The organism is Psychromicrobium ferritrahens, from assembly GCF_043789415.1.
Classification (GTDB): domain Bacteria; phylum Actinomycetota; class Actinomycetes; order Actinomycetales; family Micrococcaceae; genus Renibacterium.
The window spans coordinates 310,251-334,315 of record NZ_JBDLLW010000002.1 but is presented as its reverse complement, the minus strand read 5'-3'; the positions used below and the strand labels follow the sequence as shown (position 1 = coordinate 334,315).

Below are 24,065 nucleotides of genomic sequence, written 5' to 3'. Positions count from 1 at the left end.
TGACTCCGGAAGAGTTAGACGCCTGAGGTGTTCTTGATCCACTGACGCGCAGGGGTGAGGTTCGAGTATTTAGTGCCGGTATGGATATCAGAGCCCGGATTGGCAACATCCGCGCTTGAACCCACTCCGACGACTTTCCCGCCGATGAACAGGGGTCCACCGGAGTCTCCGGAGTTCGCCCCGCCGTTATCGCCCTTGACGTGAATAGCCGGGCCGTTGAAAGCATCGGAATCCACGCCGGTCACCGTCACATTGGCCTGGTAAAGACCATCGGATAAGACTGCGTTGGCCCGTAAACCGTAGCCGTAGATGGTGCCTTTGTCGCCGGCTTTGGTGACGTAGCTCTGGGCTACTACCGGGTAGGAGCTGAGCGGTTTCGGCTTGGAGAGATGGATCAGAGCGACGTCGCCCTGCGGGGAGTTGTAGAGCTTGTCAGCGGTGATGCCGGTGCCGCGATTGGTGGTGCTGTTTGAGTAGTACGCCGTCATCCCGGTAGAACCGCTCACACAGTGATCCGCGGTCAGTACCCACGACGCCGCAATGGCGATACCCGTGCAAACGAAGGTATCTCCGTGTTGCGTGTACAGCAGTTGCACGGCCCAGGGGGTAGCTGGAGATTTGGTGCCGCCGATGATTTCCGGGGCAGCTTTACCGCTGCTCACCGGGGACGCGATAGCGGCTCCGGTGCCGGTCAGGGCCAGGGTCGCCGCGGCTACGCTGATCAACACTGACTTGAAGATTTTGTTCACAAGATTTCCTTGCTCTTTGAGGGGGTTTCAGGGATGAAGATGGAAACGATCCGATCTTCCGATATCGGAAGATCTGCCGACAGGTTCTAGGCGCCTGAGGTGGTCTTGATCCAGTTGCGTATTACCGTGGTTGTCGCATTCGTGTATCTGCTCTTGGCATGGATATCAGCACCGGGGTTCGAGACATCTCCTACGGAGAGCACACCGGCGATGGTGCCGCCGATGAACAGGGGACCGCCTGAGTCACCGACGTTGGACGCTCCGTTGTCACCCTTGATGCTGAAGGCAGGGGCGTTGTACCCATCGACCCCCGGGCCGGTAACGGTGACATTGGCCTGGTACAGGCCGTCGGATGCCACCGAATTCGCCCGCAGGCCGAACCCGTAGATGATGCCTTTGGTGTTAGCGGTTGGCGTGCGGCCGCTGGCGACCACCGGGTAACCATCCGCGAGAGGCTTGGGCGTGGCCAAGTGAAGCAGCGCGACATCGCCCTGAGGTGCGGGGTAAAGCCGATCGGCCTTGATCGCCGGGCCGCGATTTGTGCTGCTGGTGGAGTAGTAGACCGTCATATCGCTCACCGAGTCGATGCAGTGCTTAGCCGTCAGTACCCAGGAAGCCGCAATGGCGGTACCCGTGCAGCCCCGGTATGCACCACCCTGCTTGAAAACTAGCTGAACGGCCGAAGGCCTGTCTGCCGACTTGGTGCCGCCGATGATCTCGGGTGCAGCTTTACCGCTGCTGACCTGGGACGCCGTAGCGGCTCCAGTACCGATCAGCGCCATGCTCGCGGCGGCGACGCCGACCAATACTGATTTGAAAATTCTGTTCACGAGGAATCCTTAATCTTTGATGAGGTTTTGAGAGCCGAGCTGTGGCAGCGCCGCCCAGCGGGATCAGACGCCTGAGGTGTTCTTGATCCACTGACGTATCGGCGTGACATTTGTATATTCGGCACCGGCATGGATGTCTGCACCCGGATTCGCGACGTCTCCGAGGGAGAGGATGCCGACGATTTTTCCGCCGATGAACAGGGGTCCACCGGAGTCTCCGGCGTTCGCTGCGCCGTTATCGCCCTTGACGTGAATAGCCGGGGCGCTGAAGAGATCGATGCCGACGCCGGTAACGGTGTTGTTCGCTTGGTACAGGCCGTCCGAGGCGGCTCCGTTTGCTCGCTTACCGTAGCCGTAGATGGTGCCTTTGTCGCCGGCTTTGGTGACGTAGCTCTGGGCTACTACCGGGTAGGAGCTGAGCGGTTTCGGCTTGGAGAGGTGGACCAAGGCGACGTCGCCCTGCGGGGAGTTGTAGAGCTTGTCGGCGGTGATTCCGGTGCCGAGGTTACTGGTGCTGTTTGAGTAGTACGCCGTCATCCCGACTGAGTCACTCACGCAATGATCTGCCGTCAGCACCCATGAGGCTGCGATGGCGATACCCGTACAGCTGTAAGTTTTCCCATCGGCCTGCTTATATACCAACTGGACCGCCCAGGGGGTGGCTGGAGATTTGGTGCCGCCGATGATTTCCGGGGCGGCGCTTTGGCTGACGAGTGGTGCGGCCGGGGCGCTGCTCGCGCCGATCAGCGCCACTGACGCTGTGATGACTCCGGCCAGCACGGACGTGAAGATCTTGTGCATTTTTGGTCCTTTGTAATTTATTGGACATTTTTTGCTTTAATGAATGATTCGCAATGTCGAATTTTGCGCAGCGCGCAACTTTTTCGAATTCGATTAGAACACTACCTCAGGATTTTTAACAAAAAACTTAATTCAGGATTTTCCAGGGAAAGAGGAAGCCTTCTCCCAGGAATCCTTATTTAGGCGTGTTTCAGGTAAGTATTTCCGCTTATATAAGCGAGTTTCCTCCAGGGTGAGCCCGAAGATGGCCTATTTTGCGCGGTTTCGAAGAGGGTGATACGCTTCGCTCGCTTCTGTGAAATCTTGCAGAGATAAACCAAGAAGTCACGATACTTCGCTTATTCAATAGAAATTAATTACCGCATGAAACGGTTCATTTAAATCTGACTTCTGACCCACCCGTAAATATTTAGTAATGATTTCGTAAAGATTTCACACAAAGGGAGGAATCGGGGTGGTGAGGTCCTCTGGAGAATTTACCGAGAAGGTCCTGGCAGCGGCTGGCTGAGGCTTGCTGGCTTATTCCCAGCGCCGGTCCAGCTGGCGGAGTGCCGCCTCAGCTGGCTGAGGTTCTGGGTGTCCCACTGAAGGGACCACCCTCAGCGAAAGCGTATTCGGCGAATCGCTCACCGATCCGCCGATGAGCCCGGGTATCCGGATGCAGGTTGTCCGGCAGCGGAAGGTCAACGGCGTCCTGTTCTCCGTACAACGCCGTGCCATCGAGGTAATGCAGATTCGGATCCGCACGCTTTTCAACGATCGACTCAAGCTCTCTGCGGATTACCTTGAGATTGAGTTTCCCCCGGCTCACGTCGGAGGGATCGCCGGTGGCGATGAACTTCAGCGCGTTCGTGCCCAGACTGGCGATGTCAATGCTCCCTGGTCCGGGGACGTCTTCGTGAATGGGGCAGAGAATCGGTGAGATGAGCAGCAGAGGGGTCTGCGGGTGCCCTTCTCGGATGGTATCCAGAAAGCCGTGCACGGCGGGCACGAAGGCGCGCAGTCTCATCGAGTCGAGGTTGACGATGTTGATTCCGATTTTGAGGCTAATGAGATCGGCTGCGCTATCACGGATCACCCGAGCTACGAAAGGATCCAGTAGCGCGCTGCCGCCGAAGCCGAGATTTTGCAGTGCGAGCCGGGCGTGCTGCGCAGCTATCGCGGGCCAGATCTCGCTCGGACCGCTCGCATTCGAACCGTGGCTGATCGAACTGCCGTGGTGCAGCCATCGAGGGCGTTCGTCCCTGATGGCGTGCACCGGAGCATCAGTGCGTAGCTCAACCAACTCGATCGATTCGTTGTGTGGCAGCCAGAGCTCAAGGTCTTTATCGCCCGCGGGCAAGCCTTCAAAGCGGCAGAGATGGTTTTCGCCCGAGTGGAACTTCGTGCTGCCATCGATCACATCAGCTTCTATTAGATCGCCGCCGTCGAGAATGTCGCGTGCTTTGAATTCTCCATCGACGAAGAGATCGATGGCACCACGTGGCCGTGCTGCGCCGCGATAGCCGACCCGAGTCGGCTGCAGGACCAGCTCAATGCTGTTTGCCTCGCTGCGGAAGCGCAGCCTGACGCCGGAGGGCTGTGCTTCCACCATGAGCAGTTGCGGGTCGGGGAATCGCTTGCGGACTTCAAGGGGGAGCCTATGCGGGCGAAGTCCTCGGGCGGTGGTTTCCAGTTCGCTCGTGCCGTGGATGAGTTCTGTGAGATCAGAGATCACGTGCATCATCGGGAGTTCCTCTCTGCGCTGTAGCGAGGCCCCGCCGCCCGGTCAGCAATTACGCTCCGGCGCTTGAGCGGTGTGCTATTCACAGACTCAAGACTATAGCGTTGTGGCCCCAGCCGAAGGGGGGGCTGGTTGGGGCCACAACGAGGTTCAATTCGCTATCAGCTCGAAATCGTCGAGGTAGATCCGACTCCCGGCTGCACCGTCGATCCAGATCGCTAGTTTGACGGTGTCCCCTGAACTGACGTTGATGCTGCTGAGCACGGTGTTCGACCAATTCGTAGTGGGTTTCAGATCTGTCTGCGTCAGCAGAGTCGACCCTCGATAGGCCTGTAGAACAGCAGAATTCCAACTGCCCACTCCCTGGTGCCAGACCTTGGCGGTGTAACTTCCGGTCTTCGGGGCGGTCACCGAATTTTCCACCCATGTGGTGAAAGGGGTACTCGCACTGGCTTTCAGGGACACGCTCCCTGAGTGGGTGTTTCCGTCGCTGACAGCTGTTCCCGGGGCTGTGCCACTGGTGTACCAGCTCGTCAAACCGTTCTCAAAGCCAGGGTTAGTCAAAAGGTTTGCCGTTGAAACGAGGCGGATGAAATCGGTGGTGAGCGCATAGCCCGAACTCGAGATGTTCTTCCCGGTCGAGACGAACTGCACCTTATGCCTGCCCGAGCTCAGGCTGACCCGGCCGAGAAATGATTCCCCCGCGGTCTCAGCCGAAGAGTAAAGATCCTGCGGTGACCCGAGGTTCTGATCATCCAGCTTCGCTTGGAAAACGCCACTGCTGTTGTTCAGCTTCGCCGCCGCCCGCAGATCGTAGGTTCCGCTTTGCGGCACATCGATCGTGTAGCTGATCTGCTGACCGACCGCGGTGGCGTTGAAACGATCTCCCATACCCGAGCTGAGCGAGTTGTCGCGCACTTTGAGGTCGTGCTTTCCCTCGCTGAAGCTAGCCGGAGCGAATTCCGTCTCATAGATAGGGGAGGGGGTGCTGTAGCTGCCGGTACCGCCAACCGCCACTGAGTTGAGCAGCGGATACCAGCCGTTCGGAGTTTTGCCGGTGATCGCCAGGTTGTAAGCCGGATGGGCGGTCGTGCTATTGATATCGCCAGGAGTGCCCAGCTTGCTGAACAGCTCATTCGAGTTGAAGATCCCGATGGCCAGCTTGTAGTTCCCGGGTGCGACGTTGTTGAACATCAGATTGGTGGTCTCGTTAGTCACTCCTGGTGCCAGCCTGCCGGGGTTGGTTCCGGTCTCCGGGAAGTACTGGGCCTTCACTTCGTTGCTGGTGGGGTCCAAGAGGGCGAAGGCGGTGCGCATCGGTTCGTAGGAGTAATCGACGCCCTTATTGTTCCAACTCAGTGACACCGGGTAGCTGGTTCCGGTGGAGATGTTATTGGGCAAGCTCGCCGAACTCAGCACGAAGTGGTAGCCGATCTTGTTCTGCCACTGGTCGATCTGGCTCTGCTTGTCCGTCAGGAACTCCTGGGCGTCACCGTCCCACTGCCCCATTCCCACATAGCTGGGTTTGCCGAGGGCCACTTCGTCGTTGAACTGAGAGTCGCTCCAGTGCGATTTCAGTTCGTGGTAGCTGTGGATGAACTCGTAGACGCCGAGGGATTTTCCGTAGGCGCGGGTCACCTCGGAGCCGTCTGAGCCGCCGTCGTTCGGCCCGCCCATCATGCCGTCCCGCCGGATACCTATGCCGTTATTCACCGCCCAGTCGTAGCTGGCGTTGTAATCCTCGGTTCCCCAGGGCGTGATCACCGGGATTTTGTTGAAGGAGTCCAGGAACATCTGCAGGTGCTTGCTCCGCAGATCTGCATCGGAGATTTTCATCGAATTCTTGAGATTTCCGAGGTGCCCTTCACCCCAGTCCCCATAGGACCGTACATCGATGAAGGCAATCGCCGGATTGTTATCGAACTTCGCAGCCAGGGCTTTCAACATAGCCTGATAGCTCGCCAGGAAAATCGGATCGTTCCAGACCGGGGTGTGCCGCTGAGACACTGTGTTCTTTCCATCGCAGCTCGTGACGTTGCCAACCGTGGAGGCTGCTCCGGCGTCGAAAACCCATTTCGGGGTGAGATAGCTGCCCACTGAGCAGCTGTCTTCGGCCATGATCCCGAAGGCTATTTTCTTACCTTTCGCAGCCCATTCATCGATGTAGTTTGTCAGGGCCGTCCAGTTATAGACGCCCGAGGTCGGCTCGAAATCGCCCCAGACGAAGCGCTTATAAGCCACCGAAGCCCGAGCCATCGTCTCGGCCGTCTGGTTCGAAGGATCGCCGTAGACGACCCAGCCTTTGCCTGGATTGAGCAGCACTCCGGTCTGTTCGGTAGGCGTCACGGTCTGAGTGGCGGCACTGGCGGTGGTGACGAACGCCGGGCTCACCAAAGCGGCACTGAACAGCGCTGTCAGAACAGCGGAAGCTGAAATTTTTCTGATCAGGCCGTATGTGTACTTGGCCGACTTCAATCTCAGACGAGAGACCATCAGAGTTTTCCCCAATCCTCCAGATCACCGGATGCCCACCGCGATAGTTCTCGGTGATGATCCATCCGGTGATTCGTACATTTGGTGGAAGCATAACAGGAACGACCGACGGAAAAAGCCGCGGATCTTTCGGCTGACCGCGGTTGGCTCGGGGAAGCCCGGCGCCCACACAGCCAGCGGCAGCCTCGGCTGAAAGAACTCCAGTCAGCCGACGGTGCGCGGCAGAATCACCGTCAGCCGAAAGCCTGGCACCGCATGTTCGGCTTGCACATCACCGCCGTGAGCCTCCACGATTCCACGCACGATGGCTAAGCCCAGCCCTGCCCCCGAAGATCCGGGCTGCTGAACGGCGGACGGCTCCGGCCCCGGCGTCGTACGCTGTGGCCCCTGGGAATCAGGGGTGCGCGAAGCACTCGCGCGCCAGCCCACCTCGAACATCCGGCCGAGGTCCTCGCTCGCTACGCCATGACCCTGGTCGAGCACGCTCAGGGTGAGCCGATCGTCGTTCTGAGCCTGAGCTGAGACCAAGACTTCAGATCCCTCCGGAGCGTACTTGATGCTGTTCGTCAGCAGATTGACGATCACTCGCGTCAGCTCGTGTGGATCCGCCCAGAGCATATGCCCAGCCACTCCGGACTGGGTGATCCGGATATTCCGGGAGACCGCCAGTCCCTGCACATCGGAGACCGCATCGGAGACGACGTCGAGCAATTCCACCTCTTCACGGCGCAATTGCAAGGTCCCACTGTGCAGCTTCGAGAGCTCGAATAAATCATCAACCAGCCGACTCATGGTCTCGGTCCGGGCCCGAATCTGCCGGATATACTCGAGAGGATCTTCCACGATGCCCTCTTCGAGTGCCTCGGCGAGCGCGCTCACCCCGGTGAGCGGGGTCCGCAGATCGTGCGAGATCCAAGCGAAAAACTGGCGGCGGGAGGCATCGAGTTGCTCGAGCTCGCCACGCGCTGCCGCCAGACGTTCGGATGCTTCGGCCAGCTGAGTCGAGACCTCGGCGAACTCTTTCCAGCTCGCTGAATCGGCGTCGATCACTTCGCCTTGGCCGATTCGCTTAGCCGATTCCCGTAGTGCGATCACCGCATTGCGGGCTGGCCGGGCGGTGAGCAGGGCAGCGATCAGGCTCATCACCGCGGAGATACCGATAACCCACAGCAGGACCTGCAGATCGTGCTGAGAGAGGTACATCTCAGCGGCGATGGCCACCGTTGAGCAGATGATGGAGAGGATCGCGGCGATCACCACGATGGCGAACTGGGAGAAAATAGCTCCTCGGCGGTTCAGCCGCAGTATCAGGAAGGTCAAGAGCGCGACCACCGCAGTGCAGCCGGCCGCCGTCCCGACGATCAGCAACAGGTCAGCAGCGCTCAACATCTCGCCTCCTCACTGACCGTGAACCGGTACCCCTCGCCCCACTCAGTGAGCAGAAAACGAGGGAACCGCGGTTCGGATTCGATCTTCTCGCGCAATCGCCGGACGTGCACGGTGACAGTAGAGGCTTCGCCGAAACTCCAGCCCCAGACCTCGCGCAGAATATCGTCCCGGCTGAGTGTGCGGTCCGGGTTCTGCAACAGGAACAGGAACAGCTCATACTCCCGGGTGGTCAGCGAGATCTCCTGCTGCTCCAGCCAGATCCGGCGATGCGCAGGGTCCACCCGGAAAGGCCCGACCGTGAAGGGAGCTGAGGAGAGATGGGCGGTGCGGCTACGACGCAGCATCGCCTCGATCCGCAGCTGCAGTTCACGCAATGCGAAGGGCTTGGCGATGTAGTCGTCGGCGCCGTGCTCCAGCCCGTCGATCCGCTCTTCCACGGCGTCCAAGGCGGTGAGCATAATGATCGGCAACTGCGGTGACTCCGCCCGTACCTGGCGGCACAGTTCGTCTCCGCTGACTCCCGGTAACATCCGGTCGAGCAAGAGGACCTCTGGTAGTTCGGTGCGGAGCGCCTGTTGCGCGCTCAGTCCATCCGAGAACTGCGTCACCGTGTAGCCCCGCGCTCGCAGATAGTCGGAGACCACTCGGAGCACGGTCTGATCGTCTTCCACGATCATCACCTGAGCGCTCTTCACCATGTTTTCAGAATAGCCCCGGTGCCTCCCGCCGTTGCCGGAAAAGTTCTTACGGTCTTGAAATCTCTGGTTTTCGGGCAGCTGTCCGCTGTTACGTTTAGCGACGTCGAAGGCAGCTCATGCACTCGACTGAACCACACCTCCAGAGAAGGAATTCAGATGCGAAAGATAGCAATTACCGGTGCCGCAGTGTTCGCCGCAGCCCTCACCCTGAGCGCTTGCGGCGGCGGAACGAGCAATCAAGCCTCCAGCCAAGGCCCAACTACCACTACCTCGCAGAGCTCCTCCTCGGCTCAGCCGCAGGCCGCTGACCGGATGGGCATGTTCAACGGACTCAATGGCAAGAAGGTCTCCGGTACCGTCAAAGTAACGGGCAGCGAGATCACTCTCACCGGGTTCTCCTCTGACGAGGGCCCGGACCTGCACGTCTATCTGACCAATGGCAGCGATGAAGCGGCGGTGACCGCTGGGAAGGAGATCTCCTCGGTCGCCTTCGATAAAGCGTCGCAGAATTTCACGGTGAGTGGCATCGACGCAGGTTCTTACACCACGGTGGTCATCCATTGCGATAAGGCCAAAGCCGTCTTTGGCGCCGCCAGCTTGTCATGATGACCTCCCGCCAGGTCCTCACCCTCGCCGCCCCCGTTTTGACGGGAGCGGCGAGGGTTGCGCTCGGCATCCTCTGGCTCAATGAGGGGCTGCTGAAATATCGAGCGCACTTCGGTGCCGCAGACATTCTGCTGGTGGCCGAGAGTGCCGCTTCCAATGCCAGGGTGCCGGATTTCTTCAAGGCATTCACCGGGTCGGCTTTGCAGGGATTTCCCGATTTCTTCGGCTTTGCCATGCCGCTCATTGAGACGGCTCTTGGTGTGCTGCTCATTCTCGGAGTATTCACCCTGCCGGCAGCCTTAGCGAGTGTGTTCACCCTGATGAGCTATTGGCTGGCGGATCAGTTGATCGGACAGTACCCGATCATGGTGCTGCTCGGTGTGCTGATCGTCCTGTGGCCGATGGCCGCCTCGCGACTCTCGCTCAGTACCCTGGTCGAAAGAGCCGTTCGACGACGGCGTCCAGCCTCGGTTTGGGGGCGGCAGCCGATCCGCCGCTGGCTGTGATCTCAGCGGCCGTGGTTCTGATGGGATCATATCGACGCGCACGCGTTGCGGAATCGGGCGGGTGGCGCAGACGCGAAGCAGCGCGCTTTCGGTGGCCAGCACGCCCAAGCCGGCACCGGCCACCAGGGTTCCTCCGGCTTTTTCGGCTACCGGTCCGAGGTTGAGCACCTGCTGGAGGGAGGCGTATTCGTTTGAGACATCGACATAGTGAGCACCCGCGGGGGAGGCGGCGATCACCTGTGAAGCCGTGTGGCTGAACGGCCCAACAGTGTTGACCACGACGCCAGCAGTGCTGTTCGAGAGCTCTCGCAGCACTGCCTCCAAGTCCCCGACGACGCAGCGGACATCGCTACCCAGCCCAGCGGCGAGAGCGGTGAGGCGCTCAGCCGAACGACCCGTGAGCACGAGGCGCTGCCCCCGTTCGTGCAGGCTTGTCGCCACCGCTGTTCCGACGCGCCCGGTTGCGCCCAGAATCCAGATTTCCCTTGTCATAGCGCCTCGTTCTGTAGGTGACTTCATCCCTGATGACATTTGATGACATCCCTCTAAGACTCAATGTCAGTAACTGTTGTTGCTGAGCTGAAAATCGGAGCGGGCCAGCCAGCTGTCTGCCCGCGAGCCCATGGGTAAGTCTCGCAATCGCTTGTCATACCCCCGCGAATCTGAGGCTAAACCACGAACTCTCAGTAGGAGGGCTGAATGAGACTGTTAGTAACAGCGTGGTTCAGCTTGTGACGGTATCTTGTTGCCCTAGATCTAAACGAGATACCTGAGGAAGGTTATGACTGGTTTCGGAGTGCTTCCAGGAAGGTCTGTATGAGCTGAGCGAGCTCTGGTTCATCTACTGGAATAGCAACTACATCGCCAGCAGTCCCCTTGCGTTGGAATTTAGCCTCTGAGGCAGAGACCAACTGCTCACCAGGATCAAGTCGTCGCCATGGCTGGGCATTAGTGCTGATTCGATCAAATACAGCGCTATAAATCACACTGAGATAGTTTTCAGGTGTGGAAGCTTCGATGTCTCGCCGTAGAACGAGCATTCGGACTTCGTCCAGGGAAGGAGCCACGGCGAAAGCTTCTTTGACCGTGACGAGGACTGTAGAGCCAAGGGCTTTCACATAGAGGGCATTGCGCTCAGTTTTAGTTCGCTTCCTTGTGGTCGCTTTACCGCTAGGTGTCGTTGATGGGGTACGTTCTGGAATGACTGAAGCTGGGCCAAAGATAACTACAACGGTCGCATAGCGTTTGTTTTCTTCAACACCCGCATCAATGCAAGTAGCCTCGGAAGAATTGTCTGAGAAGGCTTGATCAAGCACAGAGACTACGGTTTGAGGTTCGTGTGCCAGCAGAAGTTGCCATTGATGATTTGCTGCTGCTAGTTGGCGCTCGTACTCCTGTTGATTCGCGGTGTCCACGCGATGTGCTTCAATTCGAGCAGCTTGATCTGCTTCGAAGCGGGCAGTCTTACGAGCGCTACGTTTAAAGAAACTGATCTTCTTAGCTGCTGTATTTTGCCATTGCCGTGACAGCAACTCTGCATCGGTGAGTAGCGGAGGAGTTACCTGATGGGGTGCTGCACTAGGGAACTCCTCAAAATGCAGGGTAACTAGTCCGTGTTCAATAGCAGCAAGTTTGTTGATCTGCGCTTCGAGCGTCGCTGCCCTCTGGGCCTTTTCAAGCTGGGCGATACTTGCGCGCGAATTCCCACCACGAGTGACCTTGCCACTGCTCGAATGATACTGAGATATCCGAATACCTCCCACTTTCGCCGAGGTGTAGGTGGCCCCGGCGCCGAAAGAAACTCGACCGGAGTTGTTCCCGATACTTGTCCGAAGCCCGCGACTGGATGCGCTAATCCGGATCCCTGGGGCTACCTTAAAGCTGATGCGTCGACGGGCCATTATAGATTCTTTCTCTTCGTTTGTGGCTCTTATCATCTCCTATGGGGCGCCTGTTGAAAACCTATCGAGTTTCGCTTGTTGACATGACGGTTTTAACACCCCGGGTCTTTATCTAAAGTCACAGGATTTGTCTTCTTAACTTATTCATATTGCGCAGATCTATGATCCTGAACTCGCCGTGAAGCGCAGCGACGGTAGGAAAGCCGGTGCTAACGTTGGGGGCATGCCGGGGATTCACCACGTGGAGATTTGGGTTGCCGATATTGACGAGGCCCGCCAGGAGTGGGGCTGGCTGCTGATTCGGTTGGGCTTCAGTGCGGAGCCGGAGTGGCCAGGAGGCCAGTCCTGGGAAGCTGCGGGAGCGTATCTGACCTTGACGACTTCGCCGAACCTCTCTCAGCCAGATCACGATCGGCGACAGCCCGGGATGAACCACCTGGCTTTCCACGGCGGTTCCCGGGACGACGTCGACGCTGTGATGGCGGAGGCTCCCGGACACGGCTGGAGACCGCTGTACCACGAGCGCTACCCCTACGCTGGGGGAGAGTTGCACTATGCGGGGTGGCTGGAGAACAGTGCGGGATTCAAGGCCGAGATCGTCGCTGAGCAGTCGGTAGACCAGGCGGATTGAGCGCCTCCTCCGCGGAGTTCAAACACCGTTCGCTGCCAAGTCTGCATCCTGCCCGCTGCGCCGCAGCGATTCCGCAATGAATCCGCTCGTTTTCAGTTCCTCAACAAAATCAGCGAGGAAGCGAACTGTCTCTGCTGCGGCGTGCCGGGAGATCCCTACCGCCTGCCTGATTTGCATAAATCGCTCCTCAATCACCCGGTACTCAGGGTGTCTGGTGGCGAACTCAACTACCGGCTGGCGAATTCCTGCGGCAACCTCCAAACCTGCCTGATGGAAGACCGAAACGCCGTCCGTCCCTCTCACCACGGTGGCGTGCTGCAGAGTGCGGGAAAGGAAAAGATCGTAGGCGGAGCCTTCCTTCACACCGATTCGGAAGCCCTCGCGATCGACGTCGCCCGGGGCATCGAGCGGAGAACTCGCCGGGACCAGATACACTCCTTCGATTACCAGATAAGGCGGGCTGAAAGCGATTTCAGCCTCCCGCGCGGGTTCGATGGCCAGGAACGCCAGGCTGGTTTCTCCTGAGGCGAGCGCCTCAAAGGACTTCCGGGCGGCGTCGAAGCAGTGCAGTTCCACCGGGACGCCCAGTCGTCTGCCGAGCTCCTCGGTGATATCCACGGTGACGCCGGCCGGGGCTTCGGGTGTTCCCTGAGCGAGCACCGGATTGCCGAGATTGATCGAGGCATGCAGACTTCCAGTGGCTGCCAGGTCTGGGAGCACGGTCGTAGGGCTGAGGCTCATAGCGTCATTCTAGGCAGGCCGGGGCAGCCTCCGAGTTACAGATGCTCCTCAGCGTAATTGCGAGAGAAGCGAATGGCTGTAGTCCAGCAGCTGCAGCACCGGCATCGCGATGCAACCGTACATCAGGCCGAAAAACACCGAATGAGTGAGGACGAAGACCACGGTGTTCCCTGCTGTCCCGGGCTGCCGGAAGTGCGCGATGGCCTTTCGCAGCATGCCCAACGGATGCTTGATGTCCCAGCTGTTGAAGCGCAGATATCTGCCCAGATACACCCCGAAACTGACTAACACGATGAGTGCACCGACGAATACCGCGGTCAGCGGTGTATAGAGCCCGGAGAAGTCGTTGAAGACGAGGGCCACGAAGAGCAAAGTGACGAGGAACAAATTGGCGATCATGTTCACCACGCCCGACATGGCCAGGGTGAGCACACTGACGATGTCGTACCACAGCGGAGTGGTGTCGTTTTCCACCCGGTGGTTCAGGTTGAGCTCAGTGATCAGGTACGCCGAATTAGGCAGCAGCAGAAGCCAGGCCAAAACCCCGCAAATGATCACTATCGCACTGACCACCTTGCCCGTCGTCCCAAGGTCATGGGTCAGCGCGACCGTGATGATCGCAGCCAGTGCAGAGAAGATCAGCACGAAGACCGGAAGTACGGAGAGCCAGATGTTCCACAGCATAGGTCGGTACACCGGCTGTTTGTAGAGCACAGCGCGAATCAGTACCAGGATCAAGGCATAGACGTTGAGCCCGATGGTGGAGAAGATGAGTGCTGAGAACCCCAAATGATTCCTCCTACTCAGCTTGACTCTAGCTGGGATCGATATGCAGTGAGCGGTCGCCTTTTCTCGGGTGCCCGCTCAGGCCTTCCACTATAGCCCTAGCTCAGTGGCCCGGGGTTTCAGGGCTGAGCGATATTGGCCACCAGCTGCTCGATAAAAGCGTCACGCCCTGCTCGGCTCGAAGGCCGGCCGGGTATTCCCGGACGCTGCTGCCAGGGCAGAGGTCCGGCGGCGTGCCGATACTCCACTCCCACGGCATCCAGCCGGGCCAGATGATCGGCTAAGCGAGGTTCGAATTCGCTGAAATCCCGTTCCACGGGGCTCCACAAGGCTTCGGCGATGGCGGACAACCTCGGGAAGGCGAAGTAGTCGATGGTGCGGGGCGAGTCCATGTACTCGGTCCAGATATTGGCCTGACCGCCCAGCACATGCTGCGCCTCCTGCGCGGTGAGCTCAGCTGGCACCGGTTCGAAGGAATAAGCGTCCTCCACCGTGACCGCAATCGCCACCGGGATCGGTTCCTCGGCCAACTCGGATTGCCGGTAGTCCAGGTACACCACATCGTCGGGGCAGGAAATCACATCATGGCCGCGCTTCGCCGCAGTGACCGCGCCGGTCATGCCACGCCAGGAGGCGACAAGCGCCGTCTTCGGAACCTCGCCTTCGAGGATTTCGTCCCAGCCGAAAATCCGTCGTCCCCGGGCTGTCACATGCTCGGCGAGTCGCCCGATGAACCAGGCCTGCAGGCCTTCGCCGTCCTCGACGCCGAGTTCAGCCATCCGCTCTCGGGTGTGCGGATCGGCGAGCCATTGCTCCTTGGGGCATTCATCTCCGCCGATGCCGATGAAGGGCGAGGGAAAAAGCTCAATCACCTCGTCAAGCACGTTTTTGAAGAACTCAACCGTGGAATCCTCGACATTGAGCACATTGGGGTTGACGCCCCAGCGGGTGAAAACGGGTAGCTGCTGGCCGCTCACACCGAGTTCAGGATAAGCGGCCAGCGCTGCCTGAACATGGCCGGGTGATTCGATCTCCGGCACCACGGTGATATGCCGTTGCTGGGCGTAGCGGACGATCTCCCGAATATCGTCTTGGGTGTAGAAACCGCCGTGCGGTCGGCCATCCGAAGGAGCGTCCTCACCCGCGCCCAGCTGGGTTTCGCGGCGCCAGGCGCCGACTTCGGTGAGTCTGGGGTAGCGCAGGATCTCGATCCGCCAGCCCTGATCCTCGGTGAGGTGGAAGTGCAGCACGTTGAGTCGGTGCATAGCCATCAGATCGATGAAGCGCAGCACATCGTGCTTGGGCTGGAAGTGCCGAGCGGTGTCCAGCATGGCGCCGCGCCAGCCGAAGCGCGGGGCGTCTTCCACCAGACAGGCAGCTATCGACCAATCAGCCTCTGGAACCAGCGACTTGCGATAGACCGCTGCAGGCAAGAGCTGCAGTAATGCGACGCAACCGTAGAAAACTCCCGCCGCATCACCCCCGGCCAGTTCTATTCGCTCCGGGGTGATGTCCAAGTGAAAAGCCTCCGGGCCGAGTTCCTCGGAAACCGTTAGGCGGATCGTGCCGGCATCCCGTTCGGGTAGCGGAAAACCTGTGGCCGGACGGAGCGCAGATTGCAACCAGGCGACTTCATTGAACAGCTCTTCGGGGGCTGAGACAGTGGTGTCTGGACCGAGCCTGAAATAACCGCTTCGAGGCAAAAAGGTCTTAGGGCGGGGGAGCAAGCTTGGCATCTTCCCAAGCTACCGGTTTCATTGCAGCGCCGGAACCTTTCCGGTCGGCAAAGTTCCGCAGGACCTCCAATGGCTTGAAATGTTACGCATTAGCAGCGCCTGATCGAGGGCGATAGCGGAAGCAGGCAGGCTCTCGAAGAAGGAGGAACTCAGGCTTTGCAGCTCAGCTGCTTCAACTTTCCATTGCCCGGTCTGCAACCTGACTCCTTCGACGCTGCGGCCATCCGAGGCGGGGGACCAGGCCACCGCAGCTCGCTGATAGAAATTCGAGGCCGCCGTCAGATCGTTGAAAAGCTTGCTGCGCCAGGGAACTGAACCGGAAGCGGTGACTTGAGCGCTCAAACGCGCCTGCGCTGAACTCATCGAGACGGCGACATGAGACCTTGTTTCATCCGCCGTCTCACGCACCGTGAAGCTAGCCTTGCGATGCACCGCGGGGAACAGCCGGCCACCGACGAGCACGGGTAACCAGGAAGAACTGTGCCGCAACGGGATGAAAACCCCGCGCTCCAGGCCGGAATTGCCGGGCCATTCCACGGCGATTCGGTGCGCCGCATTTTCGGCCCGCCATCCCCACCGAGCAAGGCCTGCGACATCGCTTTCCCGGCTAAACGGCCAGGCAGCTGGACGCAGCTGGCCGAGTCGGATCAGGCAGATGCCAGCCACCGCGCTACCCTCCACCAATTGCACTCGAAAGGGATCCGGCACCATGCGCTGCGCTAGCTCGGGGTCCATGCGGTAATTGATCAGCAGACGACGTTCGATAGTTGCGTTCAACGAGAGTTTTCTTAGGGTCAGGCTCATGCTTCCCAGCGAACACTATTCCGCCCCGCATTTTTGAACATCTCCGGCGCGGCACTCGGCGGTTCAACAGAGCCCTATCCAACGATTCATCGGGGGAGTTGGTCTCGCTCCGGCCCGGAGGTAGCCTGAGCCGGTGAGCGATGCTGATTTTGCTTCAATCGTAGCCAGGTTGCGTGCTGCCGGGTGCGTCTTTGCCGAAGAAGAGGCTGCGCTGCTGATTGAGGCAGTGGCCACGGGAACTGAGCTGGCAGAGTTGGTGCAACGGAGGGTCGGCGGGTTTCCACTGGAGTACCTGCTCGGCTGGGCTGAATTCTGCGGGCTGCGGATCTCAGTTGCTCCCGGCGTCTTCGTGCCTCGACGGCGCACCGAATTCTTAGTTCGGCAGGCACTCGAATTATTGTCATCCAGTCAGGGCTTGGCTGATAGATCACTGGACAGCGCGCCGGTGGTACTGGACCTGTGCTGTGGCAGTGGTGCAATAGCTGCCGCCATCGCTGCGGTGCGCGAGGACGTGGAACTGTATGCCACTGATCTTGACTCCGCAGCGGTGAACTGCGCCCGGCAGAACCTTGCACAATACGCCCCGGGCGCGCAGGTGTTTCAGGGAGATCTCTTTGCGGCCCTGCCCACTAGGCTGCTCGGCGAGATCGACGTCCTCATGGTCAATGCACCATATGTTCCGACCGCTGAAATCGCCTTGATGCCTCCGGAGGCGCGACTCTACGAAGCTCCGGCTGCGCTCGACGGCGGTCAGGACGGGCTCCGCTTGCAGCGCCGGATAGCCGCTGAGATACGGCGCTGGCTGAGGCCCGGCGGGCGGATGCTGATTGAGACGAGCCTGCCCCAGGCCGCGCTGACCGCTGAGATCTTCGCCGCCAACGGACTCAGCACGCGGGTTGCCAGTTGCCAGGAATCCGGTGCCACAGTAGTGCACGGGACTTTTGCGGCCTGAGCTGTCCATTCAACTGAGCTGTCCATTCAACCCGGCTGTCCGTCCAACCCGGCTGTCCATTCAATTGAGCGGGCCATCGGCCTTAACTGGCAGTCAGAATTGCTTCCACTGTGGCGTCAAGGTCCTCTCGCCAACGCACTGCCAGCCGGCAGCCGTCATCCATCGTTACTAGCTCCATCAGGCCTCTTCGGGTGAGGGAAGAAAAATAGTGTTCAGAGTGAGCATGCTCAGGTCGCTCGGTTCCAGGATAACTGTCTCCGGGAACTCGAGGTGCTTCACGGCATCGTTATACTCCGACACCACCGCACGAACCAGCGTTCGCAGGGGAGGCGGTTGGACATCGTCCGGAGCTTTGAATGGCACTCAGCAGCAAGGGCCCGACGTTTTCTCTGAAGTGCAGGCAGCATTCCGAAAGGGTCTATGGCTGCTGTGGCGTCACGCCATCCCAGGCAGGTGCGTTCAGGTCCTGCCCTTCGGCGGTCTCCTGGACGGAAGTCTTCTTCTCCTTGAAACCTACATCGGCCAGGGCTGTCGCTGATCCTAACCCCAGGATCAGGCAGCAAGCGGTAACTGCTGAGATCGTCGCTCGGGAAGTGGATTTTCTGAATGTCATATTTTCCTTTAAGAACCGATGGGGGGAGAGGGAGTTCACTCGGGAGCTCGGCGAGAAACAGAGCCAGTGCAGGAACTTCAGCGGAAGAGAGAAACTTGTGAATTGCTGTGAATGATTGGAAACCTTGTGAGTGGCCGGGTTTTGCGTATAGAGGTGAAAGAAAAAATTTCTTCGAGAGGGCGAAATAAGACATTCGAGAGAGTTGGTGGCTGGTGATTCGGGGGGTCTAGGACCGGACCGAAGTCGTCGGATAGCAGATCCTTAGTGAGTTCATAGCCTGGCGCGCTTCACCGCGGAATCTCGGCGTCGTGGTTTCACAGGGATCTGACCGGGCACCTTTGGCAGGCCGTTATCAATTTGTGATCTTGGAAAGTTCTGCGTAGTCTCGCTGGATGGCTTCGGGCAGTGCCCGGCCAAACTAGCTGTTCTCCGCCCATGCCGCCGAGGGGACAGCCTCAAAAAACCACCGATGAGGAGCGGTGGGCGGCGCAGGATTCGCCATTACTGTGGAGGATTCTTGCGGGCAGCCGAAGTTAAATACATGATGAACACCAAAATCACCCGAACCACCGGCCGAGTCTTAGCTATCGCCGCCATCGCGGGGGCCGGCCTGGCGCTCAGCTCCACCTCGGCGCAAGCCGCCGACGGCGCCACCTGGGACGCGCTGGCACAGTGCGAGTCCGGCGGCAACTGGGCCATCAATACCGGCAACGGCTACTCAGGCGGACTGCAGTTCACCCAGAGCACCTGGGCTGCCAACGGCGGAACCGGAAGCGCTCAGAGCGCCAGCCGCGAACAGCAGATCGCCGTCGCAGAACGTGTAGTTCACAGCCAAGGATGGGGTGCCTGGCCAGCCTGTTCGGCCAAGCTCGGCCTGAGCGGCACCGCTGGGGCCGCCCCGCAGAAGGCTAGTGTCCCGCAGTCGGCTGTTCAGTCCGTACCGCAGGTGCAGACTCAGCAATACGGTCAACAAGCCATGACTCAGCAGCCTGCCGTTCCGGCGGCTCCCAGCCATCTGGGGACCGTGAAGCTCTCCGGCGAAACCTACACGGTCAAAGCGGGAGACACTCTGAGCAAGATTGCTGAGGCGCTCAAGATCTCCGGAGGTTGGGAGAAGTTGGCTGATGCCAACGCCTCAAAGGTCTCCGACGTCAATTTGATCTTCCCCGGACAGGTTCTCGACCTTCCGGCCTGAGCCATCTCGAAAGTTCAGCATTGAGGTCCGCGGCGGATGAAGAGCAAAGCTTTTCATCCGCCGCAGCCGGTTTGAGCCGATTCTTGCGGCAATGTGAGATCCGGGCTGTTTCCGCTGAAATCAGCCTTTCAAAGCCTGATACCCGGGGGAGGGGTAGTAGTCATCCCAGCGGATGGAATCAACTGTCCCACCGGATTCCACCGCGAGCAGACGATCTAAGTAGTACTCCCAGCCCGGCCCGATCTCGGCGAGTTCAATGCCTTCCCCAAGCCGCTGTGCGAACCGCAGCAAGCTGCCATCAGCTGATTCATCCAGGGTGAGCGCCAGGTGCCAGACGGAGCCCATGAAATCCGATTCAACGACCAGTTTGCCCGGCGCAGTGCACTCGATAATGCGGTAACTCGAAGCTTCGGTTGACCCTTCCGCCGTCATGAAGAAGCTCACCTCTCCACTGCTCGGATCACCCTCCCAGCGCCCGATGAACCGGTCCAACAGAGTTGACTCGGTCAGCGCCTGCCAGCTCCTCCGCTGGTCGCCCGGCAGCCGACGTTCCAGGACCAGCCAATCGGCTCCACCTTCAGCCTCGACTCTTCCGCTGAGCTTCGCTGTCATCTGCATACTCCTTTGTTTGCACCTTGCGATGAATTCTCTGTTTCGCTACTTGCCTGATTGGCACGCTCACTGTTGACTGGGTGAAGCACCATGATGACACCGAAAAGACTCAGAAAGGCCTCCGATGAGCAATATCCCCGCAGATTTTTCGTATACCGCCGAACATGAGTGGGTTTCCCAACCCGATCAAGACGGCGTGGTCCGGGTGGGCATCACTGATTTCGCCCAAGATGCGCTCGGCGATGTGGTGTATGTGCAGGTTCCGGAATCCGGTAGCTCAGTGACCGCCAATGACGTCATCGGTGAGGTGGAATCAACGAAGAGCGTCAGTGATATCTACGCCCCCTTGAGCGGTGAAGTGGTCTCCCGCAATGAAGCTCTTGACGACGACCCGGCCTTGATCAATTCGGATCCTTATGGCGAAGGCTGGCTCGTGGAGATTAAATTGGCCGATACTTCGGCTCATGAGACTTTGCTCAGTGCGGCGGAGTACGAACAACAGGTAGGCTAGTCGAATACCCGCTGCAGCTTGGCGGGTTCCTAAATGCACAGAGCAGCTGAACGAAGCAGATCAATTGAATGGAGACAAGCGACATGGTTGGCAATGAGGACGACGCCGTGAACGCGACGCCGGAAGAGGGGCGAACGCCCAACGCCTCGGAGACCACGTCGATACATTTCCCCTCGGCGGCCGCTGAGCAGACCATCCCGGTGAATCTCAGTTCCGAGGAGCTCTCCGCGGTTGAGGCCCTGCCCTCCGGCTCCGCGCTGTTAATCGCTCATGCCGGGCCCAATCAGGGTGCTCGTTTCCTCCTGGACTCCGAGGTCACTCTCGCCGGTCGGCACCCCGATGCGGATGTCTTTTTGGATGACGTCACGGTTTCGCGCAGGCACGTGGAATTCCGACGTGAGGAGAAGGGTTTCCGCGTGGTCGACGCGGGGAGCCTGAATGGAACATATGTCAATGGAGATCGAGTCGACTCCCTCTTGTTGCGCAGCGGCAATGAGGTGCAAATCGGTAAATTCCGCTTGACCTATTACGCCAGCCCAGCCGCTTAGGAAGTGCCGATGAGTGTGCAAGGCGCAAGGAACTTCAGTAGTCACCGCGGGGTCACTTCCCGCCCGGTGATCTTCAATATCGGTGAGGTCTTGGCTCAGCTGAGTGAAGACTTTCCCTCGGTGACGGCGTCGAAAATTCGCTTCTACGAGGAGAAAGGCCTGGTCACCCCGCAACGGACTCCCGCGGGCTACCGGCAGTTCACCGAATCCCATATTGAGCGACTGCGCTTCGTGCTCGCGCTGCAACGCGATCATTATTTGCCCTTGAAGGTCATTCGTGACTATCTCGAGGCGATCGACCGGGGAGGGGGTCCGGAGAATGTGCCGCCCGGCGTGAGCGCCTCGATCGCTCCGCGGATGGTCAATCAGGAATTGGCTGCTGAACTGACTGGTCGTGCCCGAAAGCTGACCGTCGATCAGTTGCGCAGCGAATCCGGTGCCAGCAAAGAATTGGTCAACGCTTTGATCAGCTATGGCTTGATCGAAGGCCTCGACGGCTATTTCGACGACCATGCCCTGCGAGTGGCCAAGGCCTGCGCCGCCCTGGCGGCTCACGGTTTGGAGCCTCGCCATCTGAGGCCGTTCCAAGCGGCTGCTGAGCGAGAATTCGGCCTCGTGGAACGTGCGGTCTCGCCGCTCGTCTCTCGTCGGGATGCTGCTTCTCAAGCTCGCGCGGCGGAAGCAGCCAGGGAGATCAGCGATTTATGTCTCTCGCTGCATTCCGCCCTGGTGCAAGGGCATATTGCCAGGATGGACAGCTGAGGCGTCCGGTGAAAAGCCGCACAGCGAGTGAAACAACGGTTGAAGCGCTCAATGATTGAAATGGAATTGCTGGGCGTGCGGATCGAAATGCCCTCTAGCCAGCCTTTAGTGCTGCTCAAAGAACTCGGCAGCGATAGACATCTGCCGATTTGGATAGGCACGCCTGAGGCTTCCGCCATCGCGATTGCGCAGCAGGGTCTCAAACCGCCTCGCCCGCTGACTCACGATTTGCTCTGCGAGGTGATCGCCGCACTGGGTCGTAGCATCTCTCACGTCATGATCTCCTCGGTCGAGGACGCGGTCTTCTTCGCCAAACTGGTGCTGGACGACGGCACCTCGATCGATTCCAGGGCTTCAGATGCACTCGCCCTGGCCCTGCGGGCAGAATGCCGTATCTGGTGCAATGAGGAAGTGATGGAAGAAGCCGGCGTCGTGATCAGCGATGACGACGAAGAAGCTCCGCAGGACGCCGAGCAGGAAGTTCAGCGATTCCGCGCCTTTCTAGACGGCGTGGATCCTGAAGATTTCGCCAATTGAGCCAAAATCTCAGCTTCAAGCTGAACCTTAAACTTTCGACACGCCAGAAGAATTTTCCGCAGGTCTTTGACCAATCACTTTTGCGGTTCTAACGTCGAATAAGACAGTTCCCATTGCATGTCCGCAGATGTTTCGTCACACTGGAGTGAGAAGTTACACCGATGAGCTTTCATCACAGTAGCGACGAGACCCGGATATGCCTTCCCCGGGAGCTTTGAGCGAGCTTTAACAATGGAGGGTCCGATGAGTCCGAAAGGCGAGGCTGGCGAGCTGAAAGAAGCCGTCAACCCCAGTGCGGTCATACCGGCCGGTGCTCAGGGGCTACTTTTCACCGAGGATTTACCTGTTCTGGATGAAGATGCAGGTTATCGCGGTCCCACCGCTTGCAAAGCGGCGGGGATCACCTACCGCCAGCTCGATTACTGGGCTCGGACCGGACTGGTGGCTCCCACTGTTCGCGGCGCCGCTGGCTCCGGCTCTCAGAGACTCTATGGGTTCCGTGACATTCTGGTGCTCAAAGTAGTGAAGCGCCTTTTGGATACCGGGGTATCTCTTCAGCAGATCCGGGCCGCAGTGGATCACCTACGTGAGCGCGGTGTTGACGATTTGGCTCAGATCACTCTGATGAGCGATGGCGCCTCGGTGTATGAATGCACCTCCGCCGATGAGGTCATTGACCTCGTGCAAGGTGGTCAGGGTGTTTTTGGCATCGCCGTCGGCAAGGTCTGGCGCGAGGTCGAAGGAAGCCTCTCAGATCTCCCCAGCGAGCATGCAGAAGATCAGTCCTTCCCAGATGATGAACTGAGTAAACGCAGAGCGGCCCGGAAGATCTCCTAGTCCCCGCCGAAGACTCACGACATCGGGGAGTCCATCAGATCACCCCCGGACTCGGGATGGCTCACCGACCTTGCGATAGCCGGAAGGGTTATCTGGACGATCGCGAAATCTGGGCCCATGAGTCCGAGGGCCCCGACGCGAAGAATGAGCGTTGGGAGGACGTGGGGCCTATCGCGGATGGGGTTTCTTCTCGCTTTAAATAACTGATCAACCGCGTCTGCGGTGCTGCCCGCCGTCGAGGACCTTCTTCAGTAATTCGTCGAAGGATGCTGCCGCAGTCTTAGCCGCATCACCGGGCCAGTGATGGATCGCCCGGGCCGCCCCCTGAATCTGCTGCCAATTTGATTGCTCGGCGATAGTGGGACTCAACAGCAGCGAACCGAACATGGTGGACATCTCGTTGAGCCGGTAGGTGTGCTCCGCTGAGGCCGGACGGACCCGGTTCGCTACGATCCCCGCAGCTGATAGCCCGGGAGCGAATTCGTGACGGAACAATTCAATGGCGCGCAGCGTGCGTTCGGTTCCGGCCACCGAGAAGAGACCCGGTTCGGCCACTAGCAGAACCCTGCTGGAAGCCGTCCAGGCAATCCGGGTCAGGCCGTTGAGCGATGGCGGGCAGTCGATCAACACCAATTCATAGCGCGGTTTGCTGCTGATGGTCCGTTCTTGGCGTTCCAGCCCCGCTAAGACGGCGGAGAGCCGGCGTAGATCGCGACGGCTCAGATCCGGGCGGTCGTAGATCCCTGAATAAGCTGAGCCCGCGGCGACATCTAAAATTGCTGGCTGCGTACCTTTGCGGGCGGCCGAGAATTGTTCGATCCAGCCACTGGGCACCACCTGTGATGCCAGATCAGCCTTGCGCGGATAACGCAGCATCTGGCCGACGTCCTGCTGTCCGCTGGCATTGACGCTCAAACCGGTGGTGGCATCCGCGTGCGGGTCAAGATCGATCACCAGGGTCGGAATCTCCGCGGCGAGCGCCGCCGAGGCCAGCCCAAGGGTCACCGAGGTCTTGCCCACGCCGCCCTTGAGAGAGCTAATACTGACTACCTGCACACGAGATCCTGTCATCGAAATCAACTTCACACTGCGCATTGCGTGCCC

25 protein-coding genes and 1 pseudogene are annotated in these 24,065 nt (G+C 59.3%); 10 read left to right on the top strand and 16 right to left on the bottom strand.

Annotated features, from left to right (window positions below):
* Window positions 1–14: 14 nt before the first annotated feature.
* The 7 genes from ABDK06_RS11225 to ABDK06_RS11195 all read right to left on the bottom strand — a co-directional run bounded on the left by ABDK06_RS11225 (window position 15) and on the right by ABDK06_RS11195 (window position 8,683).
* Window positions 15–749, bottom strand: a complete 735-nt coding sequence (locus ABDK06_RS11225) for a S1 family peptidase (RefSeq protein WP_394941108.1) — start codon at window positions 747–749, stop codon at window positions 15–17.
* 86 nt (window positions 750–835) lie between these two features.
* The gene (locus tag ABDK06_RS11220) at window positions 836–1,579 is read right to left on the bottom strand and encodes a S1 family peptidase (RefSeq protein ID WP_394941107.1); all 744 of its coding nucleotides are present in this window, start codon (window positions 1,577–1,579) and stop codon (window positions 836–838) included.
* A 63-nt stretch (window positions 1,580–1,642) separates the two neighbouring features.
* The gene (locus tag ABDK06_RS11215) at window positions 1,643–2,380 is read right to left on the bottom strand and encodes a S1 family peptidase (protein WP_394941106.1); all 738 of its coding nucleotides are present in this window, start codon (window positions 2,378–2,380) and stop codon (window positions 1,643–1,645) included.
* A 556-nt stretch (window positions 2,381–2,936) separates the two neighbouring features.
* A complete protein-coding gene (locus ABDK06_RS11210; protein ID WP_394941105.1) occupies window positions 2,937–4,106 on the bottom strand; it encodes an SGNH/GDSL hydrolase family protein in 1,170 nt (389 codons plus the stop codon).
* A gap of 147 nt (window positions 4,107–4,253) precedes the next feature.
* Window positions 4,254–6,596, bottom strand: a complete 2,343-nt coding sequence (locus ABDK06_RS11205) for a DUF4832 domain-containing protein (RefSeq protein ID WP_394941104.1) — start codon at window positions 6,594–6,596, stop codon at window positions 4,254–4,256.
* A gap of 204 nt (window positions 6,597–6,800) precedes the next feature.
* Window positions 6,801–7,985, bottom strand: coding sequence for a sensor histidine kinase (locus ABDK06_RS11200; RefSeq protein WP_394941103.1), 1,185 nt, complete (start codon window positions 7,983–7,985; stop codon window positions 6,801–6,803).
* The gene (locus tag ABDK06_RS11195) at window positions 7,979–8,683 is read right to left on the bottom strand and encodes a response regulator transcription factor (protein WP_394941102.1); all 705 of its coding nucleotides are present in this window, start codon (window positions 8,681–8,683) and stop codon (window positions 7,979–7,981) included. The genes ABDK06_RS11200 and ABDK06_RS11195 overlap by 7 nt, the downstream gene beginning before the upstream one ends.
* Window positions 8,684–8,839: 156 nt before the next feature.
* On the opposite strand from ABDK06_RS11195, the gene ABDK06_RS11190 reads away from it, so the two are divergent.
* Complete coding sequence (locus ABDK06_RS11190) at window positions 8,840–9,289, top strand: DM13 domain-containing protein (RefSeq protein ID WP_394941101.1); 450 nt, start codon at window positions 8,840–8,842, stop codon at window positions 9,287–9,289.
* The gene (locus ABDK06_RS11185) at window positions 9,289–9,795 is read left to right on the top strand and encodes a DoxX family membrane protein (protein WP_394941100.1); all 507 of its coding nucleotides are present in this window, start codon (window positions 9,289–9,291) and stop codon (window positions 9,793–9,795) included. The genes ABDK06_RS11190 and ABDK06_RS11185 overlap by 1 nt, the downstream gene beginning before the upstream one ends.
* A gap of 132 nt (window positions 9,796–9,927) precedes the next feature.
* Here ABDK06_RS11185 and ABDK06_RS11180 read toward each other — a convergent pair.
* Together ABDK06_RS11180 and ABDK06_RS11175 are read right to left on the bottom strand one after the other, a co-directional pair.
* Window positions 9,928–10,287 (bottom strand): annotated as a pseudogene (locus ABDK06_RS11180) (saccharopine dehydrogenase NADP-binding domain-containing protein); the annotation flags it as partial.
* A 287-nt stretch (window positions 10,288–10,574) separates the two neighbouring features.
* The gene (locus tag ABDK06_RS11175; protein WP_394941099.1) at window positions 10,575–11,696 is read right to left on the bottom strand and encodes a DUF4236 domain-containing protein; all 1,122 of its coding nucleotides are present in this window, start codon (window positions 11,694–11,696) and stop codon (window positions 10,575–10,577) included.
* A gap of 223 nt (window positions 11,697–11,919) precedes the next feature.
* Between ABDK06_RS11175 and ABDK06_RS11170 the strand changes: the two genes are divergently transcribed.
* Window positions 11,920–12,327: a VOC family protein gene (locus ABDK06_RS11170; protein ID WP_394941098.1), complete on the top strand. Its 408-nt coding sequence runs from the start codon at window positions 11,920–11,922 to the stop codon at window positions 12,325–12,327.
* An 18-nt stretch (window positions 12,328–12,345) separates the two neighbouring features.
* Here the strand turns inward: ABDK06_RS11170 and ABDK06_RS11165 are convergent, their stop codons facing one another.
* The 4 genes from ABDK06_RS11165 to ABDK06_RS11150 all read right to left on the bottom strand — a co-directional run bounded on the left by ABDK06_RS11165 (window position 12,346) and on the right by ABDK06_RS11150 (window position 16,367).
* On the bottom strand, window positions 12,346–13,068 hold the full coding sequence (locus tag ABDK06_RS11165; RefSeq protein WP_394941097.1) for a transporter substrate-binding domain-containing protein: 723 nt from the start codon (window positions 13,066–13,068) through the stop codon (window positions 12,346–12,348).
* Between the two features lie 48 nt (window positions 13,069–13,116).
* Window positions 13,117–13,857 (bottom strand): DUF1361 domain-containing protein, encoded by a 741-nt coding sequence (locus tag ABDK06_RS11160; protein ID WP_394941096.1) that lies wholly within the window; start codon window positions 13,855–13,857, stop codon window positions 13,117–13,119.
* A 116-nt stretch (window positions 13,858–13,973) separates the two neighbouring features.
* On the bottom strand, window positions 13,974–15,590 hold the full coding sequence (locus ABDK06_RS11155) for a beta-N-acetylhexosaminidase (RefSeq protein WP_394941095.1): 1,617 nt from the start codon (window positions 15,588–15,590) through the stop codon (window positions 13,974–13,976).
* A gap of 18 nt (window positions 15,591–15,608) precedes the next feature.
* Entirely contained in the window at window positions 15,609–16,367 is a 759-nt protein-coding gene (locus ABDK06_RS11150; protein WP_394941094.1) for a DUF2071 domain-containing protein, read from the bottom strand.
* A gap of 160 nt (window positions 16,368–16,527) precedes the next feature.
* Between ABDK06_RS11150 and ABDK06_RS11145 the strand changes: the two genes are divergently transcribed.
* A complete protein-coding gene (locus ABDK06_RS11145) occupies window positions 16,528–17,346 on the top strand; it encodes a putative protein N(5)-glutamine methyltransferase (RefSeq protein WP_394941093.1) in 819 nt (272 codons plus the stop codon).
* A 418-nt stretch (window positions 17,347–17,764) separates the two neighbouring features.
* On the opposite strand, the gene ABDK06_RS11140 is transcribed toward ABDK06_RS11145, so the two are convergent.
* Window positions 17,765–17,959 (bottom strand): hypothetical protein, encoded by a 195-nt coding sequence (locus tag ABDK06_RS11140; RefSeq protein ID WP_394941092.1) that lies wholly within the window; start codon window positions 17,957–17,959, stop codon window positions 17,765–17,767.
* 541 nt (window positions 17,960–18,500) lie between these two features.
* On the opposite strand from ABDK06_RS11140, the gene ABDK06_RS11135 reads away from it, so the two are divergent.
* Window positions 18,501–19,154 carry a transglycosylase family protein gene (locus tag ABDK06_RS11135; protein ID WP_394941091.1) on the top strand — a complete coding sequence of 218 codons (654 nt, stop codon included), beginning with the start codon at window positions 18,501–18,503 and terminating at the stop codon, window positions 19,152–19,154.
* 120 nt (window positions 19,155–19,274) lie between these two features.
* Here ABDK06_RS11135 and ABDK06_RS11130 read toward each other — a convergent pair whose 3' ends face one another.
* Window positions 19,275–19,766 (bottom strand): SRPBCC domain-containing protein, encoded by a 492-nt coding sequence (locus tag ABDK06_RS11130; RefSeq protein ID WP_394941090.1) that lies wholly within the window; start codon window positions 19,764–19,766, stop codon window positions 19,275–19,277.
* A gap of 124 nt (window positions 19,767–19,890) precedes the next feature.
* On the opposite strand from ABDK06_RS11130, the gene gcvH reads away from it, so the two are divergent.
* The 5 genes from gcvH to ABDK06_RS11105 all read left to right on the top strand — a co-directional run bounded on the left by gcvH (window position 19,891) and on the right by ABDK06_RS11105 (window position 22,961).
* Window positions 19,891–20,277, top strand: coding sequence for a glycine cleavage system protein GcvH (gene gcvH / locus ABDK06_RS11125; protein WP_394941089.1), 387 nt, complete (start codon window positions 19,891–19,893; stop codon window positions 20,275–20,277).
* Window positions 20,278–20,360: 83 nt separating this feature from the next.
* Window positions 20,361–20,825, top strand: a complete 465-nt coding sequence (locus tag ABDK06_RS11120; protein ID WP_394941322.1) for an FHA domain-containing protein — start codon at window positions 20,361–20,363, stop codon at window positions 20,823–20,825.
* A 9-nt stretch (window positions 20,826–20,834) separates the two neighbouring features.
* Window positions 20,835–21,587 carry a transcriptional regulator FtsR gene (gene ftsR, locus ABDK06_RS11115; RefSeq protein ID WP_394941088.1) on the top strand — a complete coding sequence of 251 codons (753 nt, stop codon included), beginning with the start codon at window positions 20,835–20,837 and terminating at the stop codon, window positions 21,585–21,587.
* Window positions 21,588–21,638: 51 nt separating this feature from the next.
* Window positions 21,639–22,124 carry a bifunctional nuclease family protein gene (locus tag ABDK06_RS11110; RefSeq protein ID WP_394941087.1) on the top strand — a complete coding sequence of 162 codons (486 nt, stop codon included), beginning with the start codon at window positions 21,639–21,641 and terminating at the stop codon, window positions 22,122–22,124.
* Between the two features lie 243 nt (window positions 22,125–22,367).
* On the top strand, window positions 22,368–22,961 hold the full coding sequence (locus ABDK06_RS11105; protein WP_394941086.1) for a MerR family transcriptional regulator: 594 nt from the start codon (window positions 22,368–22,370) through the stop codon (window positions 22,959–22,961).
* Between the two features lie 207 nt (window positions 22,962–23,168).
* Here the strand turns inward: ABDK06_RS11105 and ABDK06_RS11100 are convergent, their stop codons facing one another.
* Window positions 23,169–24,032: a ParA family protein gene (locus ABDK06_RS11100; protein WP_394941085.1), complete on the bottom strand. Its 864-nt coding sequence runs from the start codon at window positions 24,030–24,032 to the stop codon at window positions 23,169–23,171.
* Window positions 24,033–24,065 lie beyond the last annotated feature (33 nt).

Excerpts from the sequence above, each read along its gene's own strand:
- ABDK06_RS11140 (WP_394941092.1), bottom strand. The coding sequence starts at position 17,959 with ATGACATTCAGAAAATCCACTTCCCGAGCGACGATCTCAGCAGTTACC.
- ABDK06_RS11120 (WP_394941322.1), top strand. The coding sequence starts at position 20,361 with ATGGTTGGCAATGAGGACGACGCCGTGAACGCGACGCCGGAAGAGGGG.
- ABDK06_RS11190 (WP_394941101.1), top strand. The coding sequence starts at position 8,840 with ATGCGAAAGATAGCAATTACCGGTGCCGCAGTGTTCGCCGCAGCCCTC.
- ABDK06_RS11135 (WP_394941091.1), top strand. The coding sequence starts at position 18,501 with ATGATGAACACCAAAATCACCCGAACCACCGGCCGAGTCTTAGCTATC.
- ABDK06_RS11210 (WP_394941105.1), bottom strand. The coding sequence starts at position 4,106 with ATGATGCACGTGATCTCTGATCTCACAGAACTCATCCACGGCACGAGC.
- ABDK06_RS11110 (WP_394941087.1), top strand. The coding sequence starts at position 21,639 with ATGATTGAAATGGAATTGCTGGGCGTGCGGATCGAAATGCCCTCTAGC.
- ABDK06_RS11195 (WP_394941102.1), bottom strand. The coding sequence starts at position 8,683 with ATGGTGAAGAGCGCTCAGGTGATGATCGTGGAAGACGATCAGACCGTG.
- ABDK06_RS11175 (WP_394941099.1), bottom strand. The coding sequence starts at position 11,696 with ATGGCCCGTCGACGCATCAGCTTTAAGGTAGCCCCAGGGATCCGGATT.
- ftsR (WP_394941088.1), top strand. The coding sequence starts at position 20,835 with ATGAGTGTGCAAGGCGCAAGGAACTTCAGTAGTCACCGCGGGGTCACT.
- ABDK06_RS11155 (WP_394941095.1), bottom strand. The coding sequence starts at position 15,590 with ATGCCAAGCTTGCTCCCCCGCCCTAAGACCTTTTTGCCTCGAAGCGGT.
- ABDK06_RS11200 (WP_394941103.1), bottom strand. The coding sequence starts at position 7,985 with ATGTTGAGCGCTGCTGACCTGTTGCTGATCGTCGGGACGGCGGCCGGC.
- ABDK06_RS11185 (WP_394941100.1), top strand. The coding sequence starts at position 9,289 with ATGACCTCCCGCCAGGTCCTCACCCTCGCCGCCCCCGTTTTGACGGGA.
- ABDK06_RS11215 (WP_394941106.1), bottom strand. The coding sequence starts at position 2,380 with ATGCACAAGATCTTCACGTCCGTGCTGGCCGGAGTCATCACAGCGTCA.
- ABDK06_RS11100 (WP_394941085.1), bottom strand. The coding sequence starts at position 24,032 with ATGACAGGATCTCGTGTGCAGGTAGTCAGTATTAGCTCTCTCAAGGGC.
- ABDK06_RS11165 (WP_394941097.1), bottom strand. The coding sequence starts at position 13,068 with ATGAGCCTCAGCCCTACGACCGTGCTCCCAGACCTGGCAGCCACTGGA.
- ABDK06_RS11105 (WP_394941086.1), top strand. The coding sequence starts at position 22,368 with ATGAGTCCGAAAGGCGAGGCTGGCGAGCTGAAAGAAGCCGTCAACCCC.
- gcvH (WP_394941089.1), top strand. The coding sequence starts at position 19,891 with ATGAGCAATATCCCCGCAGATTTTTCGTATACCGCCGAACATGAGTGG.
- ABDK06_RS11170 (WP_394941098.1), top strand. The coding sequence starts at position 11,920 with ATGCCGGGGATTCACCACGTGGAGATTTGGGTTGCCGATATTGACGAG.
- ABDK06_RS11130 (WP_394941090.1), bottom strand. The coding sequence starts at position 19,766 with ATGACAGCGAAGCTCAGCGGAAGAGTCGAGGCTGAAGGTGGAGCCGAT.
- ABDK06_RS11205 (WP_394941104.1), bottom strand. The coding sequence starts at position 6,596 with ATGGTCTCTCGTCTGAGATTGAAGTCGGCCAAGTACACATACGGCCTG.